16 protein-coding genes and 2 pseudogenes are annotated in these 19,509 nt (G+C 29.4%); 9 read left to right on the forward strand and 9 right to left on the reverse strand.

Annotated features, from left to right (window positions below):
• Nucleotides 1–66: 66 nt before the first annotated feature.
• The 8 genes and pseudogenes from mdh to OCHUTO_RS02590 all read right to left on the reverse strand — a co-directional run bounded on the left by mdh (nucleotide 67) and on the right by OCHUTO_RS02590 (nucleotide 9,733).
• The gene (gene mdh / locus OCHUTO_RS02555; protein ID WP_045797272.1) at nucleotides 67–1,029 is read right to left on the reverse strand and encodes a malate dehydrogenase; all 963 of its coding nucleotides are present in this window, start codon (nucleotides 1,027–1,029) and stop codon (nucleotides 67–69) included.
• 200 nt (nucleotides 1,030–1,229) lie between these two features.
• A pseudogene (locus OCHUTO_RS02560) lies at nucleotides 1,230–2,428 on the reverse strand (MFS transporter).
• A 346-nt stretch (nucleotides 2,429–2,774) separates the two neighbouring features.
• Nucleotides 2,775–2,909, reverse strand: a complete 135-nt coding sequence (locus OCHUTO_RS06790) for a hypothetical protein (protein ID WP_269745479.1) — start codon at nucleotides 2,907–2,909, stop codon at nucleotides 2,775–2,777.
• A 1,096-nt stretch (nucleotides 2,910–4,005) separates the two neighbouring features.
• A complete protein-coding gene (locus tag OCHUTO_RS02570; RefSeq protein ID WP_052694623.1) occupies nucleotides 4,006–6,423 on the reverse strand; it encodes a Sca4 family protein in 2,418 nt (805 codons plus the stop codon).
• A 148-nt stretch (nucleotides 6,424–6,571) separates the two neighbouring features.
• Entirely contained in the window at nucleotides 6,572–7,192 is a 621-nt protein-coding gene (gmk, locus tag OCHUTO_RS02575; RefSeq protein ID WP_045797289.1) for a guanylate kinase, read from the reverse strand.
• Nucleotides 7,193–7,650: 458 nt separating this feature from the next.
• Complete coding sequence (gene coxB / locus OCHUTO_RS02580) at nucleotides 7,651–8,394, reverse strand: cytochrome c oxidase subunit II (RefSeq protein WP_045797273.1); 744 nt, start codon at nucleotides 8,392–8,394, stop codon at nucleotides 7,651–7,653.
• Nucleotides 8,395–8,548: 154 nt separating this feature from the next.
• Nucleotides 8,549–9,025 carry an RDD family protein gene (locus tag OCHUTO_RS02585; RefSeq protein ID WP_045797274.1) on the reverse strand — a complete coding sequence of 159 codons (477 nt, stop codon included), beginning with the start codon at nucleotides 9,023–9,025 and terminating at the stop codon, nucleotides 8,549–8,551.
• Between the two features lie 99 nt (nucleotides 9,026–9,124).
• Entirely contained in the window at nucleotides 9,125–9,733 is a 609-nt protein-coding gene (locus OCHUTO_RS02590; RefSeq protein WP_232296952.1) for a zinc-ribbon domain-containing protein, read from the reverse strand.
• A gap of 118 nt (nucleotides 9,734–9,851) precedes the next feature.
• Between OCHUTO_RS02590 and OCHUTO_RS02595 the strand changes: the two genes are divergently transcribed.
• Complete coding sequence (locus OCHUTO_RS02595) at nucleotides 9,852–10,688, forward strand: 2,3,4,5-tetrahydropyridine-2,6-dicarboxylate N-succinyltransferase (protein ID WP_156961281.1); 837 nt, start codon at nucleotides 9,852–9,854, stop codon at nucleotides 10,686–10,688.
• Nucleotides 10,682–10,918 (forward strand): membrane protein insertion efficiency factor YidD, encoded by a 237-nt coding sequence (gene yidD / locus OCHUTO_RS05195; protein WP_084215354.1) that lies wholly within the window; start codon nucleotides 10,682–10,684, stop codon nucleotides 10,916–10,918. The genes OCHUTO_RS02595 and yidD overlap by 7 nt, the downstream gene beginning before the upstream one ends.
• Before the next feature lie 226 nt (nucleotides 10,919–11,144).
• On the opposite strand, the gene OCHUTO_RS02600 is transcribed toward yidD, so the two are convergent.
• Nucleotides 11,145–11,564: a hypothetical protein gene (locus OCHUTO_RS02600; protein ID WP_045797276.1), complete on the reverse strand. Its 420-nt coding sequence runs from the start codon at nucleotides 11,562–11,564 to the stop codon at nucleotides 11,145–11,147.
• A gap of 475 nt (nucleotides 11,565–12,039) precedes the next feature.
• On the opposite strand from OCHUTO_RS02600, the gene hemE reads away from it, so the two are divergent.
• From hemE to OCHUTO_RS02635, 7 genes and pseudogenes are all read left to right on the forward strand, one after another.
• Nucleotides 12,040–13,068 carry a uroporphyrinogen decarboxylase gene (hemE, locus tag OCHUTO_RS02605; RefSeq protein ID WP_045797277.1) on the forward strand — a complete coding sequence of 343 codons (1,029 nt, stop codon included), beginning with the start codon at nucleotides 12,040–12,042 and terminating at the stop codon, nucleotides 13,066–13,068.
• A complete protein-coding gene (hemH, locus tag OCHUTO_RS02610) occupies nucleotides 13,055–14,095 on the forward strand; it encodes a ferrochelatase (RefSeq protein ID WP_045797278.1) in 1,041 nt (346 codons plus the stop codon). Before hemE ends, hemH begins: the two co-directional genes overlap by 14 nt.
• A 7-nt stretch (nucleotides 14,096–14,102) precedes the next feature.
• Nucleotides 14,103–14,537 carry a CopD family protein gene (locus OCHUTO_RS02615; protein WP_045797279.1) on the forward strand — a complete coding sequence of 145 codons (435 nt, stop codon included), beginning with the start codon at nucleotides 14,103–14,105 and terminating at the stop codon, nucleotides 14,535–14,537.
• A gap of 131 nt (nucleotides 14,538–14,668) precedes the next feature.
• Nucleotides 14,669–16,093, forward strand: coding sequence for a phage terminase large subunit (terL, locus tag OCHUTO_RS02620; protein ID WP_052694624.1), 1,425 nt, complete (start codon nucleotides 14,669–14,671; stop codon nucleotides 16,091–16,093).
• A 176-nt stretch (nucleotides 16,094–16,269) separates the two neighbouring features.
• Nucleotides 16,270–17,850 carry a cytochrome c oxidase subunit I gene (gene ctaD, locus OCHUTO_RS02625; RefSeq protein WP_045797280.1) on the forward strand — a complete coding sequence of 527 codons (1,581 nt, stop codon included), beginning with the start codon at nucleotides 16,270–16,272 and terminating at the stop codon, nucleotides 17,848–17,850.
• A gap of 11 nt (nucleotides 17,851–17,861) precedes the next feature.
• The gene (gene cyoE, locus OCHUTO_RS02630; RefSeq protein ID WP_045797281.1) at nucleotides 17,862–18,773 is read left to right on the forward strand and encodes a heme o synthase; all 912 of its coding nucleotides are present in this window, start codon (nucleotides 17,862–17,864) and stop codon (nucleotides 18,771–18,773) included.
• Between the two features lie 322 nt (nucleotides 18,774–19,095).
• Nucleotides 19,096–19,509, forward strand: a pseudogene (locus tag OCHUTO_RS02635) (hypothetical protein); the annotation flags it as partial.

Here is a 19,509-nt window from a genome sequence, read left to right on the forward strand (position 1 = left end):
TTTTATTTATGCACTTTTAAGTATAAAACTATTTAACAGATTATACTAGTAAGAGCATTTTTACTATTAGCATAATTTTTTAACGGTAGCAATTAATTCTCTAACTGTATTAACTGATTGCTCAAAAGCATGTTGCTCTATTTCATTTAACTCAAGTTTAATAATTTTTTCAACACCATTCTTTCCTATTATTACAGGCATACCAACATATAGACCTTCAGATTTTATATTATAATAATTTTCAATATAAACTGAACATGCTAGAACTTGTTTTTGATCCTTTAAATAACTTTCAACCATTGTTACTGTTGCTGTTGCTGGAGCATAATATGCTGAACTTACTTGTAATAAGTTAACTATTTCTTTGCCTCCATCTCGAGTTCTCTGAACTATTTGATCAATTTTTTCTTTACTACTCCAGCCAGTTTTAACTAAGTCCATAATTGGTATACCAGCTATTGTAGAGTATCTTATTAACGGTATCATTGTATCACCATGACCACCTAGTACCATAGCATTGACATTATTAATTGATACACCAAACTCTTGGCTTAAAAAATAGCTAAATCGAATTGAATCAAGTACTCCAGCCATTCCTATTACTTTTTTATGATTAAATCCTAAGTTTTGATGCATAACCCAGACCATAGCATCTAGTGGGTTAGTAACAACAATAACTAAAGCATTCAAAGCATAGCGTTTAATTTGAGCAGCTATTTCTATTATTATTTTAGCGTTAACACTAACTAAATCATTGCGGGACATTCCAGGCTTTCTAGCTATACCAGCAGTTACTATAATAATGTCTGAATCTTGAATTGCTTCGTAAGCATTAGTACCAGTGATGTTGATACAATGTTTTTCAGTACCCATGCTTTGCGATATATCTAAAGCCTTACCCTGGGCAACTTCTTCAGCTTTATCAATTATTACTACATTACCTAACTCTTTGAGGGCAATTAAATGAGCTAACGTTGCACCAACGTTTCCACCTCCTCCTATTATAGAAATTTTTGCTTTATGGCTCATATTAACCTTTTAGGTATTTAACATATGATTATAGTATTTTTAATTTTAAAAAATGTCAAAAAATTTTAATAATCTATATAACAAGAGCAAGTTGCAATATTATGTAGTATATAAAATAGCTATAAAATTTAATGTAATTTGGCACTGTACTATAAATCTACTATGTTATTATGAGATATGAATTGAATAATTTCACATGATTAGCTATGCCTAATTATAGCATTAGAATTTATTATTTGAGTAATTATTAAAGAAATTAATGCAGCTGCGATCATCAACAACAATACTGGTAACATTGTCTTATTGTAAGAATAACCTATTATTTCCACTCCAAACGAACCAAAAAGCATTTCTATTGAACATAATAGTGCCGCTGCAGCTCCATAGTTGGTAACTGTTGCTATAGATAGTGCTACTGCATTACCTAAAATAAATCCAATTCCAAATGATGCTATTAGTTTAAATAATAGAACTATGTATAACTCCGCAGCAAAATACATGAGAACAGTTGATATTATACTACCAAATAACACAAAAATAATGCCGTAAAATAACATTTTATCTGCCCCTTTAAATATTACTAGTTTTTGATTAATTGTAGAAGCTATCATAAAAGTTCCAACGCAAGCTGCAATATAATATTCATAATACTGGCTAGGAATATTCATATCCTTAAAGAGAAAAGGCAAATTTACTGAATCTGCCCATAACCAGGTAAATGTCAAAGATTGAATTAGTAAATAACATATAAAATTTTTATTGGTAAGTGCGTTTTTAAAACTAATTTTAAGTTCATTAAAGCTAAATTTTTTGGTTATTACAGTTAAAGTTTCCTGAAATAAGATCATCAACAGTAACAATGCAGGAAAAGCAAGCATAGGAATTACAGCAAGCGGCAAATACCATCTATTATCATATAAAGATATTCTATTACCAATTATAGGCCCGAGCACTGGAGCAAAAGCAATAATCATATTTAATGCTGACATTCTTTTTGCTTGCTCATTACCTTTGTATATATCACTTATAGATGCAAAACCTACTGGTATAGCTGAACCTGCACCAATGCCTTGTAACAATATCCAGAACACAACCAATTCAATAGAGCTGGAATATATACAAAAAAAGCTAGAAAAACAAAAATAGCTATGCCCAATAATAATGCTTTTTTACGACCTATTGTGTCAGATAATGGGCCATATACTAATCCTGATAATGCCAAGCCTATTAAATTTGAGCTCACAGTCCACATTACCCTATGTTCTAGAACATTAAATGCACTTGCTACTCTAGGTAGTCCAGGTACATAAATATCAGTAGCTAGCTGTGTAATGAATACTAATAAAACAATTACTGTAAAATTATATTTTAATGCATTTTTTTGCATAATTATTACCATAAAAATTAATTAAATTACAAAAAACTTTGGACGAATACAAAAACATGCCCTAAATATACTTTCCTTTTAATAGATGATAATTTGAATAAGTGCCTAATAAAGAAAACCTATCTTTTTTCAGTATAAAGCATTAATTATGCATGTATTTCTAGTACACCTATAATAATAATCATGGCAGTATAAAAAATATTCTCTTATCAGTCAATCACTAATATTAAATTGTATTAAGAAATACTTTTTTCATTTCAGCAAGTAGAAGACTTCATTGTCTGAAAAATAAATAAGGAAATTAATGAAAATAATACTATTCACAGTTGAACTATTCTTCATTATAGAACTTATTATTTTAATTCTCAAAAAATCCTAAAGGCATTTCTGTAGAACATATTAGCGCAGAAGCAGTTCCATAGTTTGTAATCTGTGTTAAAGATAATTCTGATGCTTTACCTAAAGCAAATCCTAATTCAATAGGAGCAGTCAACTTAAGAAGTAAAACTATATGTGCTGTTAAGGAAAATAAAGTAAACTAAAAGTTAACTATATATCATTAAATAGTATTAGTATGATACCATGTAGTATCATTTTTTCTAGCACATTATAATGTAACTAGCTTTTGATTAACTATAAAATCCATATAATATATACTACAACATTTATTATAATGTGATATCCATAATGTTCTGTAGAAATATTCATAACTTTAATGAAAATAAACAGCAAGTTTATTATTTTTGCCCAAACCATCCAAATATTAAAGATTGAACCAATAAATAGCCTATAAAATTCTTTATTAGATAAGACTTCCTTAAAGCTAATTTTATATTATTAAAGTTAAATTTTGTTGTTATTATTAGTTTAGGTTTTCTTAAATGAAGTTATTAGTAATAAGAGAATTAGAGAGTAAATACCATCTATTGTGCTGCTATCTGGCTACCAATTATAGGTCCAAGAGATAGTGAAAACGACCATAAAGCCTTGCCATTATTTTATCATTACTTATATATATATATTACTTATAGTAGATAAGACAACTGTAACTGACGCTTTCCACCTCCAATTCGCTGTAACAAAGCTTCCAAAATACTATTAATTCAATAGAGTTTGCAAAATAAACTAGAAAAACAAAAAAGTTGTTATTCTTAGCAACAAAACTTTTTTACGACCTATTGCCTCAGATAATGACCCATATACTAATCCTAATAATGATAATCCTACTAGCTTTTATACCTACAGTCCACATTACTTTGTATTCTGATGTATGAAATGCACTAGCTACTCTATAGATCCAGTTACTATTTGTTATGAAATCAATATTACAAAACTACTTTTAAACTTTTGTTTGCATTAACTTTATAAAAGTTTTGTTATAATAAATGATTTATATCACCTAAATAAATAATAATTACTTTGAATTCAACCTATAATAGAGTATATTTTTTTACTTTTAGCAAAAACATCACGTAATGATATATAATTGCTAATAGCTCTGGACCTCTATATTTCCTACTTTTGCTAAGTATTAAATAAAGATTGTGTAAAATTTTACATAATCTTTATTTGATATGTTTTATTTTTTACTATCCTCTACCTTTTGGCTGTAACTTATTATTACTTGGTGCAGTATTAACAGGAGCAACTACAGACGAACTTGAGGAAACAGAAGAATGTCTAGTTAGATTACTTAAAAGTCTTTGTGCTTCTTGATGATGACCTAAAGATCGAGAATCTATTGATTGAACCTCACGTTGTACAAAACCACGGCCAGGCTTGTTAGTAGTTTTTACAGTCTCGGAGTTAACTGATTCAACAGATTTGGCTTGATAAGACTTTATTTTAGATTCTGGTGCAATTGATTGAACTACACGCTTTACATACCCAGAACTACCTTGTTCATTAGGATCAATATAGTTCTGCTGCCCACTAAGAGATTTAATCATCTGCTGAACAGCATTATTATACGGCTCAGTACTACGATCCTCTGCAGTTTTATTTTGTTTTCCATCAGGAGGAATAGACTTTAAGGAATGTAGCATACTCATTTCCTCTTCTTTTTTTTCGCTAGTTTTAGAAGAAGAGCCTATTGTAAACTTATCCGCTGCAAGCTGATGATCTTTCGCATATTGTTCTTCCATATTTTGAGATATCTCTTTGTGTAACTGTTCATATTTTTCTTTAGTAATTGGTAAAGTAAAAATTTCTCCATTTATGACTGTATAAGCTGGAGAACTTGGTGTTTCACTAAAAAATTTTAGTGGTTCTGGATGAGTCATTTCTACTATTTTGCCATCTTGATCATAATGAACAGTGAAATATACTGCTTTTGACTCTGGCATATTTTTTCCTGTTGAATCTTGTGCTACTAATGCAAGATCTAAAGGTCCTTTCTCTACTGTACTTGGAATATCTATGGTACGACATTTAGTAATAGTTTTTGTAGCTCCATTAACACTAGCGCTAAGCTGAACGCTATGGCTATGGCTTACAAGATCTACAACTTTTTCTCCAGCTTCATTAGTAATAGTTTTACGAGTAGTATTGCCAACTGCATTGGATTGAGTAGCCCAATCTAATGTACAAAAAGAGGCAGCGAATGACATCTCCTGAGCTTGTTCAATGTTTGCTCCTGATCCAAGAATGTTAGCATACCCTGCAGCTCCAAGCTTAGATATCAACTCTTTAGTTTCTGGTGTTAGGTTATCCATTTGAGCTGCACTATGCTTAAAATCATCTAAAGTCTTATTCTGATTTTGCTCTTGCCATTTTTTAAAACTTTCATCTTCCAGAATTAGACTGTTTATGAGGGTTTTTAATTCTCTAAATGCCTGTAAAATTGGATCTGCTGCTTCTCCTTTGTTATCTTGAGTCTGTCTATGTTGCGCACCTGATGTTACAACTCTATCTTTAGCATTTATAACACTACTAAGGCTATGTTGTTGCTGTTTAGCCTGAGCTATTTTAGCCATTGCTGCTTCAATTGTATCTCTGCTAGGTTTAGGTGGAACAGGTGGAGGAGTTTTCTTTGGTTTTAGTGTGTTTTCAGCAATTACTTCAGCTGAATGCTGAAACGATTGTGATGTAGGAGTTTTAGTTGGATGTACAGATACACTTGCACTTTGAGATTTAGTAACACTAGACTGTTGCTGAGCTTGAGCTATTTTAGCTTTTATATTTTCAATTGTATTGTCTCCACTACTTTTAGGTTCAACTAGCGGAGGCGTATTTTGTTGTACCTGTTGTGATGCTGCAGCAACAGTTGGCATTATTGAAGAAGAAGGTTGTGACGGATGCTTTTTATGGCTCTGATTACGCTTATTCACTGCACTTGTTAGCTCATCTAGAAAACTTTGTGCTGCATTAGGTGAAGCAGATTTTTGAGTATGTTGTTTGGATACAGAAGCAGTTATTGGAGAAGAAGGCTGAGAGGATTGTTGTTGTAATTTATCTGCTTTTGATGCCTCTGGCTGACTAATAGCAGCATTCTTCTGAGGGAGGTTTTCAAAAACTTGTGATGATTGCTGCGCTTTTTGTGTACGTTCGTTAATTATATTTTGTATCTGAGCAAGGATATCTTGGGCTTTTAAAATACTTCCCGGATCATCTATTGTTTGTATTTCGCTACCTAACTTAGATACTAAGCTCATAAATTCTTTTTTTTGCTCTTCAAGATATTCTTTTTTTTCTTTTGCACTTGCTCTTTTTCGAAGAAAATCTTCATCATTATATTGACCCTTTGATGGTGGTTGACGTGCTATTTTAGACTGGGAAAGTATCTCCTGCAAGAATTCCTGTAATACTTGTGGTGTAAGCTCCATTAAATCTTTCACTCCTCTGATTATTTCAACTTTTGCATTTTCTGTTGTCTTCATCAATTTTACTTTATTACTAAGGGAGTCAATTTTCTGAAGCATTAAATCTATTTTATTACCAACTTCCTTAATTTTTTGCTCTGCCACTTTTGATGTTGAACCATCAATTGATTTTTTATCTGGTGCCATAAGTACTACGTTAAATTTTATGTTGTTGATTAATATTTTAATATTATATTTAGTATACTATAATTTCAGTTGGATTACTAATATAATATCACTTATCACTGCATAATTTTACTCACTTTATGAAAAAGTAAAGCATTTTTATATTAATTTAAAATTTATAATCTTTTTTAAAATGTATTTTGCTTAATTTAAGCTGTTCAGCAATCAATATCGACTGCAAAGCAATTAATGCTTGATCAAAATTGTCATTTACTATTACATAATCATATTCGTTGTAATGCTGAATATCCTCTTTTGCCTGTTCTAAGCGATGATAAATGCTTTCTAGAGAATCCTTATTGCGTTTTTTTAACCGATTTTCTAGCTCCTGAATTGATGGAGGAAGTATGTATACACTAATAACAGCATAGGATTGTAAAACTTTTCTAATAGTCCTAGCCCCTTGCCAGTTAATATCAAAAATAATACTTTGGCCTTGATTGAGATCTTTCAGTACTTCAGATTTTGGAATACCATAATAGTGGTTGAATATTTTAACAAACTCAAGAAAGATATTATCATTAATACTTTTTTCAAATTGTTCTTTTGTTACAAATATATAATCTTTGCCATCTATTTCATTATTACGTTTTTCTCTAGTTGTCATTGACACTGAAAATTTAATATTGCTATTACTTCGAATAATAGCCTGAGCTAAGCTTGATTTCCCAGCTCCAGATGGAGATGATATTATGAGAACTATAGCAGGCTTCGATAAACTAACAAACATAGCAGGCAATAATATATTATATATATAATACTATAACTAAATTTTTTAAAAACATAATGTGCAATTTAAAATAATCAAATATTTAGAATAAAAAATTAAGTGTTGTAATTAGGTTTTACATAGATTGGATTGCCAGTGGAATGAAAATTAACTAGCATAGTGAAAGATTTAAAGCAATTCATTTGCAAAGTAACTAATATAATGTTTAAATTAGCTAAACATCTTCAAACGCAGATAGCACCTATGATAATTAGATTACACGTACGTTAATGTGCATTATACTCTTATTTATATTATCAGTATAATGGCAAAGAGCTTCCAGTATATTCATTCATCATCTGTGTAACTTTAGCTCCTTACTGGTTCTAAACTAACTCTAGCATAAATACTCGTTGATTTTATACTACTATGATTTAATGCTTTAGCAATTATATTAAGCATATGTATTGTTTTCGTTATTATTCAGCAAATTTTTGCTTAGCGTTTTTAATCCAATCATTAAATTCTTCTTTAGAAACTACTTCAATAGCAATAGGCATAAAGCCATGATTGACTCCACATAGCTCTGAGCACTGACCATAATATACCCCTTTCTTTTGTACTTTAATCCATGTTTCATTAATTCTTCCAGGTACAGCATCAACTTTAGTACCAAAAGCCGGAACTGCAAAACTATGGATTGCATCACCAGCTGTAACAATAAATCTAATCCATGTATTTTCAGGTATAACTAATCTGTTATCTACTTCTAGCAGTCTGAGATCTCCAGGTTTTAATTCATTATCATCAAGAATATTACTATTGAATCCTATATTATCATGGTCTGGATATTGATAATGCCAGTACCACTGATACCCTACCACTTTAATATTCATTTCTATAGGTGGAATTGTTTCTATATTAGATAATATTTTAAAAGACGGTATAGCAATAATAACCAACAACAATGCAGGAATCAAAGTCCAGATTGCTTCTAGTTTATAGTTAGCAGAAAAATACATTGGGGTAGGATGCGATTTTGCATTAAATTTTGTACATATATAGATCAGCAGTCCTAAAACAGTTAGCACAACCATAGCTAATATAATTAAAACAAAATCATGAAGATAACGTATTGATGCCATAGCCTCAGTTACTTGAGGCTGAAAATACATCTGCCAAGCTTGAGGAGCAGCAGCAAGTATTTGTGTGTTATAACCCATTATCAATAGGAGTATAATAAGCTGTAGTAACAGATATACCTCAAATTAATTTTATGCTGCCAATTATATTGTATACCAACCTTTGGTAACTTTCCAAAGTGCTTTCACAATTATAATAAAGTATTTTTCAAATTAATAAAGTAAAATTATTTACTTATATTTTTATAATAGTTGTACCAGCAATTTTATCATGTACTCCTCTATAATGTTTGTCAAAGGGTATGATAAGCAAACTAAATATTCCTAGTGAATATCCAAAAAACCTTTTTATGTATTGAGATTTACTAGGCTTACTAAAAGTAGTACTATCTATGATTTTGATTCGCATTACTAACTTACCCAATGTGGTATCAAATTTTATCCATGATCCAACAAAATATATAAATAATATTGCTATATATATTAAAACGAATTCAACAAGAACAGTAATATACTTAGGTGATAGTAAAAATGCTTGCAGTTGAGCTAAATTTTGGTTAGTAATATCTGGTAAACGCAAATTATTAAAATATAGTAGGTAGTTATATATATATTGTGTAAATGGATTGGAAAGTATGCCAATGATAAATGTGTCTAAAGCCAATGCAAGTAAGCGTGGCATTAGCTTTACATATGAATATTGTTTTTTCATAGTACTAATTAGTGTTTGTGGTATTATATTAATATAAGTATAAAAATATAAATTTTTTTCACTTTTAGTTAGCTATAAATAATAAATTGTTGCCTAAACTTATACTAAAACTTTGAGTTGAGTCTCATTACTATAAAATTTCGTTTTGACAATCGCATAAGTTTTTGCAGGTAATTGTAAGCTCTCATTACTAAATAGATGAGAGTGTATTAATTTTTTATTATGGTCATATGTACATATTTTAATCACTGGAAGGCTAACGGTAGCTAAGGAATTATTAAATAGCTTATACTGTATTATTCTGTTATTAGTTTCAGGAATATATGTTGATGTAACATCATGCAATGAAATATGTTTTGTTTCTCCTAGAACTATCTCTTGTGCTGCGGAATTATATTTGATTGTTAAAAATAATAGTGGCCATATTAAAATAGCTAATATAACCGGTAGTATTAGTAAGTATCTAGATATTGATACTGGATATTGTTCTCTGCTTAATAAAGATGGTATATTGCTACCTAACTGATAACTGTAATCTGTTGTATGAAAATTAGCTGGAACTATTGGCACAGATATTAAATCTTGTAATTTTCCGCTCCAAATATGTTGGCACTGTGAACACTTGATTTTTTTTATACTTTCAAAACTAAAATTTTTATTATTAGGCAATGCAAAAATAGTATTACATTGAGGACAAGAAATCTGCATTTATGTTTAAAATTTTGTTGCTCTATTAAATTAGCTTACCTATTTTATATGCAGAGCAAAAGTTATTCAAAAGTTTTTTGACAACAGAGTAAATGTAATGAAAAAAAATACCAGTAAGCTGTATAAATATATTAATAAAGTTGAAGATTTTTGGCAAAAGCGCGATAAATTAGTTAAAGGTGCTGAAGATTATAAAGTAGCATGTAGATGGCTACAGAGTATTTTAGATGATATTGATAATGGTATAATTAAAGCTTGTGAAAAAGAAGATGGAAAGTGGTATAATAATGAGTGGGTTAAAAAAGCTATATTATTATACTTTAAATTACATGATAGTGTTTTTACCTCAACACAGGTTACTTGTTATTATGATAAAATTCCGCTAAAGTTTCATCCTGCTAGATCCGAGCAAGAGCAGGACAATTTTAAAGGACTTGGTATACGAGTGGTACCAGGAGCTATTATAAGAAAAGGAGCATATATTGGTTGTAACACAGTGATAATGCCATCATTTGTTAACATAGGAGCATATGTTGGTAGTGGTACAATGATTAATAGTTGGGCTACTGTTGGAGCATGTGTATATGTTGGTGATAAATGCTATGTTTCTAGTGGAGTATGGTTAGGAGGAGTGCTTGAACCAATACAAAATATCTCAGTGGTTATTGAAGATAACTGCTTTATTGGAGCAGGGAGCCAGATTTCTGAAGGAGTTATAGTTGAAAGTGGTGCTGTTATAGGTGCTGGAGTGTGTATTAATGCTTCAACTAAGATAGTTGATTTAGAAACTGGAAAAATAACTTATGGCTATATTCCATCTAATTCAGTTGTAGTATCTGGCAGTTTACCAGAGACTTCATTAAGTAATTTACAATTACAGTGTGCTGTAATTATTAAAAAAGTTGATGATAATACTAGAGCAAAAACATCTATTAATGATTTGTTAAGATGCTAGCTGGTTTTTACTTAAAAAAACTAGTACATATAGTATACTATGTTATTTTTATAGTAGTAGTTCTATCAATTAGAATTTATCAGCTTTGTATCTCTCCGTATTTAAAGCCAAATTGCAGATTTACTCCTACTTGCTCAGAATATTCAATTCAAGTTATTAGCCGCTACGGGCTTATAAAGGGAATATATCTTTGTTTAAAGAGAATTTTTCAATGCCATCCTTTCGCATAATTTTTTAATAATATGAAATCTTTTATCAACGTATTCATTTCTATATATACTCCTGTAAAAATTTCGTCATTTTCATCGTAAGTTAGACTAAGTTCTCTTGCTTGCATTTTATGTTTCTCTATTTCTAGTATAGGATTTTGTTCTACTAACCCCCATTTTATTGCCTTATTAAATATACTTTTTATACCTTCCAGAAATTGATTTGCTGCCGCATATTTCTTATTTTCTATAATATGCCTTCTATCACATTTTCTGTAATATGCTGTCCATTACAATGAACATCTAATTGTGGTATAGATTCTACTATAAAATAACATTCATTTTCTACAATATTTGATACAAATGGACCATTTTGGTCATTTAAATCATCTCGTTCATTACAATCTACAACTAATTCACTTATTTCACATTTATCACTACTAGATAAACAAACATGTGAACTAGGAGTAATCTCCATAGAATTAGGTATACAGTGATAATCTTTCTCTAGTCGTTTAGCTTTACTCTTATAGAAGTACATCAATATACCCATAAATATTGCTGCTACATATCCAAAAGCAAAAAGAGAAATTCCTAATGCACTACTCCAAAATTGACATTCTTCATTATCTTTTACTACATTGTTAGTACTGTTTGTGTTATTCATAAATAATCATATGTACATACTTTATTGATACTAATTATTATCTTGAATAAATTATTATTAGTTAACAAATAATCTAATAATAATTTATTCAATTAAATAAGATATAGTATATACAACCTATGATTTGATGTCTAATATTTTTAGATAAAATCTCTCCTCACAAAAAAGTTTACATTATAAGTTATACGTGGATAATATTGTGGATAACTATAGTAATTTTTTACAAGTTTTTTAAACTACAGCTTATTTAAAGCATTATTATACTTTTTATCAACATGTGAATATTCATATTTATATTGTCTACAGGTTGTTGATACATATAATTTTTGCTTATTGTACCTCTTGTATATTAAGATGTTTAATTTAAATTCAATAGAATTATAATGTGGATAAAAATGTGGATATAAAATAATCCACTAAAATTACTTTACATAATCAATAACCCAATAATAATTTAAAATTATAAAGATTTATTATGAAGAAAATCATAAAAGCATTTAACAATTCAAAAAAAATTTACACTCCAATATGGTTTATGAGACAAGCTGGTAGATATCTTCCAGAGTACAGAATAGTCCGAAAAACTGTCAACAACTTCCTTGAACTATGTTACAATCCACATAAAGCAGCTGAAATTACACTACAACCCATAAAAAGATTCAATCTTGATGCAGCTATAATTTTTTCAGATATTTTAGTACTTCCTAACTCTTTAGGAATAGAAATAAAATTCATTAACAACTTAGGTCCAACAGTAGAAAAAATTCCACATTTGCTAGATCTGAAAATGCAAAAAGTACAAAGCAATAAAATTAACAAAGTCTGTGAAGCAATAAGTATAGTAAAGCAAAAATTAGAGAGAGAAAAATCAATTATAGGATTCTGCGGAGGACCATGGACTGTACTAACTTACATCTTGGGTTATAATAGTAAAAACATTCCAAATTTTTATGAAATAAATGTTAATAACAAGCAAAAAACTCTCTTAGAACTGGTTAATATTTTAACAAAACATACAATAGATTACCTAGTAAAGCAGATATTAGCAGGAGTAGACATAGTTCAAATATTTGATAGTTGGGCTGGAATCTTGCCAAAAAAAGAATTTTATGAATATGTAATAAAACCAACATCTATAATAGTTAAAACACTAAAAGAAAAATTTCCTTATATTAAAATTATTGGATTTCCCAAAGGAGCAGGAAACTTATACCACGAATATGTGAAAAAAACTAGAGTTGATGGAGTAAGCTGTGATCATAAATTGCCATTAGAAGAAATGCTAGAATTACAAAAAAATGTTTTAGTTCAAGGAAACCTAGATCCTAGCATAATGTTATCAGAAGATAGTACAGTTATTGAGAACTCTGTAAAAAAAATTATGGATTATTTTTCAAGAGGTAGGTTTATTTTTAATTTAGGACATGGTATTTTACCTGCAACTCCAATTAAAAATGTTGAGTTAGTAGTAAAATTAGTAAAAAATTATCATTTTAGTGAGTAAAAAAAATAAAACAGCAATAGTTCTACTAAATCTTGGAGGACCTGATAAAATCAGTGAAGTTAAACAATTTCTATTTAACTTATTTTACGATAAATATATTATTCAACTTTCAAATCCATGGAGGTTTTTACTTGCTAAAGCAATATCTTTAATAAGAAATAAGTCTTCACAAAAACTTTATGAAAAAATTGGAGGAAAATCTCCAATTTTACCTCAAACAATTTTACAATCTGAAGCACTAAGAGCAACACTAAAAAATAAATTACTTCATCCTTATGAGGTTTTTGTAGCTATGCGTCACTGGAGTCCAATGATCAATGAAGTAGTTTTACAGATAAAAGAATATCAACCAGAAAAAGTTATATTGCTACCACTATATCCTCAATTTTCTATTAGTACTACTTTATCTGCAATAGAAGAATTTAAGAATAGCTTACTGAGAAATAATTTTGATCTTTTAGTTAAAACAGTTTGCTGTTATCCAGTTAATACTGCTTTAGTAGATGGATATTCAAATATAATTAAAAGTTATACTAATAATTTTTCTAATAGCATTTTATTATTTTCTGCTCATGGATTACCAAAAAAGTTTATTACACAAGGAGACCCATATCAATGGCAGATTGAAATCTCAGTGCAATCAATTGTAAAGAAACTTAATGTAGAAGGGTTAAATTGGAAAATATCTTATCAAAGCAAAATAGGACCTCTAGAATGGCTAAAGCCTGATACAAAGTCTGAAATTATCTATGCAGCAAAAAATAAAAAAAATATTATAATTGTACCTATAAGTTTTGTTTCTGAGCATGTAGAAACTCTGGTTGAATTAGACATAGAGTATTCTGATATTGCTAAAAATTATGGAGTTAGTTATTGCAGAATTAAAACTTTAGGAGTAGATAGTTTTTTTATAGATGGGCTAGCGGATTTGACATTAAAAGCTATTGATAGTAATAATGATGTTATTTCAGGAAGTTGTGGTAGAATATGTCCACAAAAATTTATACAGTGTATACATAAAAATTAGGTAACAAATGCAAAACTATTATGATTACTTTAAATCTATACATATTGTATCAGTAATTTTTTGGATGGCTGGAATGTTATATCTTCCTAGATTATACGTATATCATAGTCAAATACATCATAATTCTGAGTCATATGATATGCTTTGTACTATGGAAAAAAGACTCATATTTATTATGACATTATCGATGTTATTAGTATTAATCATGGGAGGGATTTTATTTTTTATCTATAATGTCACAATTTACGATACTTGGTTTCATATTAAAATGTTATCAGTATTATCTCTTTTAACAATACATGGACTATTTATTAGATACCATAAAAGATTTGTTGGTCGAAATAATAAAAAGTCAGCAATGTTTTACCGAGTTATTAATGAGCTAGTGGCACTATTAATAATTATTAGTGTTTTTATGGTTGTATTAAAACCGTATTGGTAATTCATCAAAGTTAATTATCTTGATTTAAAATTTATTACTTAGTTTACAACTATAACATGTTATTATTTATGTTAATTCAGTTGTATAAATTGCAGTAAGAACTTTTTGTTATCTAATTTTAAACAAAAAAAATGTCTGATCTAGAATGTGCTAATTATTCAGCAATATTTAATTCATTATTAAGAGTGGACTTAGCCAGTTTTATTAATAAAACTTTTAATACTATTAATCCTGGGATTAAATTTCAACCAAATTGGCACATTAATCTAATAGCTAATCATCTAGAACATGCAACTTATGGTAAAATAAAAAGATTAATTATTAATATACCACCTAGATCTTTAAAATCAATATGTGTAAGTGTAGCATGGCCAGCTTGGATTTTAGGGAAAAATCCAACAAAAAGAATTATAGTAGCGTGCTATGCTCAGAATTTAAGCACAAAACATTCTATTGATACTAAAACAATTATAACATCTAAATGGTATCAGGAGTTGTATCCAAATACTATTCTGAGTAGAAAGCAAAACATGAAATATAAATTTATGACTACCAAGCATGGGTTTCGGTTGGCTAGTTCAGTTGGAGGTAGTATAACCGGGGAAGGAGGAGACATTCTAATTATTGATGATCCACATAATCCTACTTATATTAATTCAACGAAAATTAGAAATAAAGCTATAGAATGGTTTGAACAAACTTTATTAACTAGGTTAAACGATAAAAATAAAGGTACAATAGTATTAATAATGCAAAGGCTTCATACCGAAGATTTAAGTGGGTATTTGCTAAAGAATACACATGATTTATGGAAAGTACTTAGAATACCTGCTATAGCTGAAAAAGAATACAGATATGAAATAGGTAAAGAATTTATAGCTATTAGACCTGGGGATGTATTGCATCAGGCTAGAGATAAGTTGGAAAATTTACAAATAATTCAAAATGAACTAGGTATACATAATTTTGCAGCGCAATATCTTCAATCTCCTATGCAAAAAACTATAGGCTTACTTGAACACAATATGATTCAATATTACGATCAATATCCTAAAAATATTGATTTTACTGTACAGAGCTGGGATACAGCTATTAAGATTAATGATAATAACGATTATACAGCTTGTACAACTTGGGGGGTGAGTGGAAAATATTACTATTTATTAAATATATTTAGAGAACGTCTAAGCTATCCAAAACTAAAAATTCTAGTAACAGATTATATGACTAAAGGTTCTCATAGGTATATTCTTATTGAAGATAAAGCTAGTGGACAATCATTAATACAGGATTTAAAATCACAAGGAATTATTAATATTTTTCCACAGAAACCAAAATTAGATAAGGTAACAAGATTTTCATTTACAATACCATATTTTGAATCTGGTAATGTTCTAATACCAAGAAGTGCATCATGGCTTGCATTGTTTCTGAGTGAAATTACTAGCTTTCCATATGGAAAGCATGATGATATAGTTGATTCAGTTAGCCAGTTTATTAACTTTATGAGAAATTATAATAGCAAAAATAGGGTGTGTATTAGAACAATATGGTAAATTAGTCCTTAATACTGTGCTAAATTAAGTTAGCACAATTTTGCTTTTGCCTTTAGAATAATTGATAATTTTAAAGTGACATTAAATACTTTTTTAAGTATGTTATTCTATAGTATTTAAATAATGTATATTAGCTTAGTAACTAATTTTAAAGTATTCTAAAAAAATGAAATACTATGAGCAACACACATAGTGATACTCCTCAAGGATGGCGTAGGTGGTTACTATCAACTAACCATAAAGATATAGGTAGTATGTATTTAATATTCGCTATTTCAGCAGGAATTATTGGTGGAGTATTTTCTTTTATCTTTAGGTTACAATTAGCAGTACCTGGTAATAATTTTTTGGGAGGAAATTTTCAACTTTTCAATGTATTAATTACTGCTCATGCTATAATAATGGTGTTTTTTATGATTATGCCAGCTTTATTTGGTGGATTTGGTAATTGGTTTGTGCCATTGATGATTGGTGCTCCTGATGTAGCTTTTCCAAGATTAAATAACATTAGCTTTTGGTTATTAATACCAGCTTTTATTTTACTTATTGCATCAGTTTTTGTTGATGAAGGTGCTGGTACTGGCTGGACTCTATATCCTCCTTTAAGTAGTAGTTTAGGACATCCAGGAGCTGCAGTTGATATGATAATTTTTAGTTTGCATTTAGTTGGGCTATCATCAATTCTTGGATCAATTAATCTTATAGTAACTATTTTTAATATGAGGGCTCCTGGTATGGGATTATTGCAAATTCCATTGTTTGTGTGGTCAATACTAATTACTGCATTTCTGTTAATTATAGTAATTCCGATTCTAGGAGGAGCAATTACTATGCTAATAATGGATCGTAACTTTAATACCTCATTTTTTATTCCAGCTGGTGGTGGTGATCCAGTATTATTTCAGCATTTATTTTGGTTTTTCGGACATCCTGAAGTATATATAGTTATTTTACCAGGTTTTGGAATTATTAGCCATGTTATAGCAACTTTTTCTAAAAAACCAATATTTGGTTATTTAGGTATGGTAGGAGCAATGATTGCTATTGGGCTCATTGGTACATTAGTATGGGCTCATCACATGTTTACAGTTGGACTATCTCTACAAACATTAATGTTTTTTACTGCTGGATCAATGATTATAGCTCTACCAACTGGTATAAAAATATTTAGCTGGTTAGCTACTATGTGGGGTGGTTCGATAGAATTCAAAACTCCAATGTTATTTAGTATCGGGTTTATTATACTATTTACTATTGGTGGAGTAACCGGAATAGTATTAGCTAACTCATCAATTGATAGGGTATTACATGATACGTATTATGTAGTTGCACATTTTCACTATACAATGTCTCTAGGAGCATTATTTTCAGCGTTTGCTGGATTTTATTACTGGATTGGAAAAATATCAGGGCGCCAATATCCAGAAATACTTGGAAAAGTACATTTTTGGCTCACATTTATTGGAGTGAATATTACTTTTTTTCCTCAACATTTTTTAGGGCTTGCTGGCATGCCAAGAAGAATTCCAGATTATCCTGATGCGTTTGCTGGTTGGAATATGGTGTCATCTATAGGTTCTACGATTTCAATAATTTCTGCATTATTTTTTGTGTATATAGCAATTTATACAATATTATATGGAAAAAAATGTTCAGCTAATCCATGGGGAAAAGGAGCAACAACTTTAGAATGGAGCTTAGATTCTCCTCCACCTTATCATTGTTTTCATGAGTTACCAAAAGATGTTAATCACTAAATTAAAGCAATATGCTAAATTCAAGCAGTTTGCATGGCATTTCTGATAAAAAAAATAAGCCTTTAGCAGCTTGCACTATAAAAGATTTTTTTTTGTTAATGAAGCCCAATGTAATGCTGCTAGCAATTTTTACTGCAGTTACTGGTTTATTTATTGCTCCAAATAAAATTTATCATTTATCATCATTGATTGCAATTTTATGTATTAGCGCTGGTGCAGGTGCGGCAGGAGCTATTAATATGTGGTATGATGCTGATATTGATAGTTGTATGAAACGAACTTGCAATCGCCCTACTGTTACAGGAAAAATACCACCTAGTAATGCTCTTGTATTTGGTATAATTTTAGCTTTTTTTTCTGTATTAGTAATGGCTATATTTATAAATTACTTATCTAGCATTTTATTATTAATTTCTATTTGCTTCTACATTATTGTATATACAATGTGGTTGAAAAGACGAACTGCACAAAACATTGTTATTGGTGGAGCAGCTGGTGCACTATCTCCAGTAATAGGTTATAGTACTGCAACTAATAATATGGATATAACATGCTTACTACTATTTTTAATAATATTTTTATGGACACCAGCGCATTTCTGGACACTATCATTATATTGTGCAAATGATTATAAATTAGCTAATATACCAATATTACCATTAGTTAAAGGTAGCAATTATACAAAATATAACATATTAGTCTATACTTTTTTAACAGTTATTGCTGCTTCTCTGCCTTACTTTACCAATATAGCTAGCTGGATATATTTACTATGCTCTACTATTTCTGGAATTATATTCTTATATTATGCTAGTATGTTATTTAATGATAGAAATAATATATTAGCTCGAAAAACATTTAAATACTCTATAGTATACTTGTTTAATATATTTCTATATTTAATTATAGACCATTTTATTTAATACTATATATGTCCCTGAAAAAAGTTTCAGGTTGACCTGAAATTTCTTTCGCGTTGGAGCGAAAATTTTTTTCTGGTAAGGCTTCTTCTTTGCCTTTTTTGCTATATTGCTGAAAATTTTTAATAAGTTTTATACATGGATATCATTCCTATAGGTAAACTGGTCTTGTAAGGCAGATAGAATCAGTATGAAGATAAAAATAGGTTTTGCATAAGAATAATTATGCTCCCTATATTCGACCTTTTGAATCAAAATTTTAGAATAATTTATAAAAAATTATTTCTAAAACTACCTGCTATAGCTGTATTTTTGGAGGCAAAAAGTGCAACATATAGTACGCGATATTTTAACCAATGGTTGTAATTTTACTAAAAATAACAGTGCCAATAATGACACAATTTTTTACCATTTTATTGGAAATTTTATTCCCTCAGAGTGGAAGGATCTGATTGGAGATAATAAAAAAGCTTTAAGTAAAACCTCTAAACAACTCCTATCATTCATAGTATTTAGACTGCAGCGCTATTATAACAACGATATAGAGGAATTACAGGAGAGTTATAAGCTTTTTGAGGATAAGTTAAATGTTGGTCAACGCAGGGTTAGACAATGCCTAGTAGAATTAAGAGACGCTGGTTTTATTGAGGTTGAAAATAGGACAACAATTAAAAATAATCTTAAATGGCGTAATATTCCATGTATAAAACTTATTAAAAATTTTCAGCAGTATAGCAAC

Origin of the sequence: Orientia chuto str. Dubai, assembly GCF_000964595.1 — a bacterium.
In the GTDB taxonomy this organism is placed as follows: domain Bacteria; phylum Pseudomonadota; class Alphaproteobacteria; order Rickettsiales; family Rickettsiaceae; genus Orientia; species Orientia mediorientalis.

Coding starts and splice junctions, on each gene's coding strand:
- OCHUTO_RS02570 (WP_052694623.1), bottom strand. CDS start 6,423: ATGGCACCAGATAAAAAATCAATTGATGGTTCAACATCAAAAGTGGCA.
- OCHUTO_RS02585 (WP_045797274.1), bottom strand. CDS start 9,025: ATGAAAAAACAATATTCATATGTAAAGCTAATGCCACGCTTACTTGCA.
- OCHUTO_RS02600 (WP_045797276.1), bottom strand. CDS start 11,564: ATGAATAACACAAACAGTACTAACAATGTAGTAAAAGATAATGAAGAA.
- hemE (WP_045797277.1), top strand. CDS start 12,040: ATGAAGAAAATCATAAAAGCATTTAACAATTCAAAAAAAATTTACACT.
- yidD (WP_084215354.1), top strand. CDS start 10,682: ATGCTAGCTGGTTTTTACTTAAAAAAACTAGTACATATAGTATACTAT.
- terL (WP_052694624.1), top strand. CDS start 14,669: ATGTCTGATCTAGAATGTGCTAATTATTCAGCAATATTTAATTCATTA.
- gmk (WP_045797289.1), bottom strand. CDS start 7,192: ATGTTTGTTAGTTTATCGAAGCCTGCTATAGTTCTCATAATATCATCT.
- ctaD (WP_045797280.1), top strand. CDS start 16,270: ATGAGCAACACACATAGTGATACTCCTCAAGGATGGCGTAGGTGGTTA.
- OCHUTO_RS02590 (WP_232296952.1), bottom strand. CDS start 9,733: ATGCAGATTTCTTGTCCTCAATGTAATACTATTTTTGCATTGCCTAAT.
- coxB (WP_045797273.1), bottom strand. CDS start 8,394: ATGGGTTATAACACACAAATACTTGCTGCTGCTCCTCAAGCTTGGCAG.
- OCHUTO_RS02615 (WP_045797279.1), top strand. CDS start 14,103: ATGCAAAACTATTATGATTACTTTAAATCTATACATATTGTATCAGTA.
- cyoE (WP_045797281.1), top strand. CDS start 17,862: ATGCTAAATTCAAGCAGTTTGCATGGCATTTCTGATAAAAAAAATAAG.
- mdh (WP_045797272.1), bottom strand. CDS start 1,029: ATGAGCCATAAAGCAAAAATTTCTATAATAGGAGGAGGTGGAAACGTT.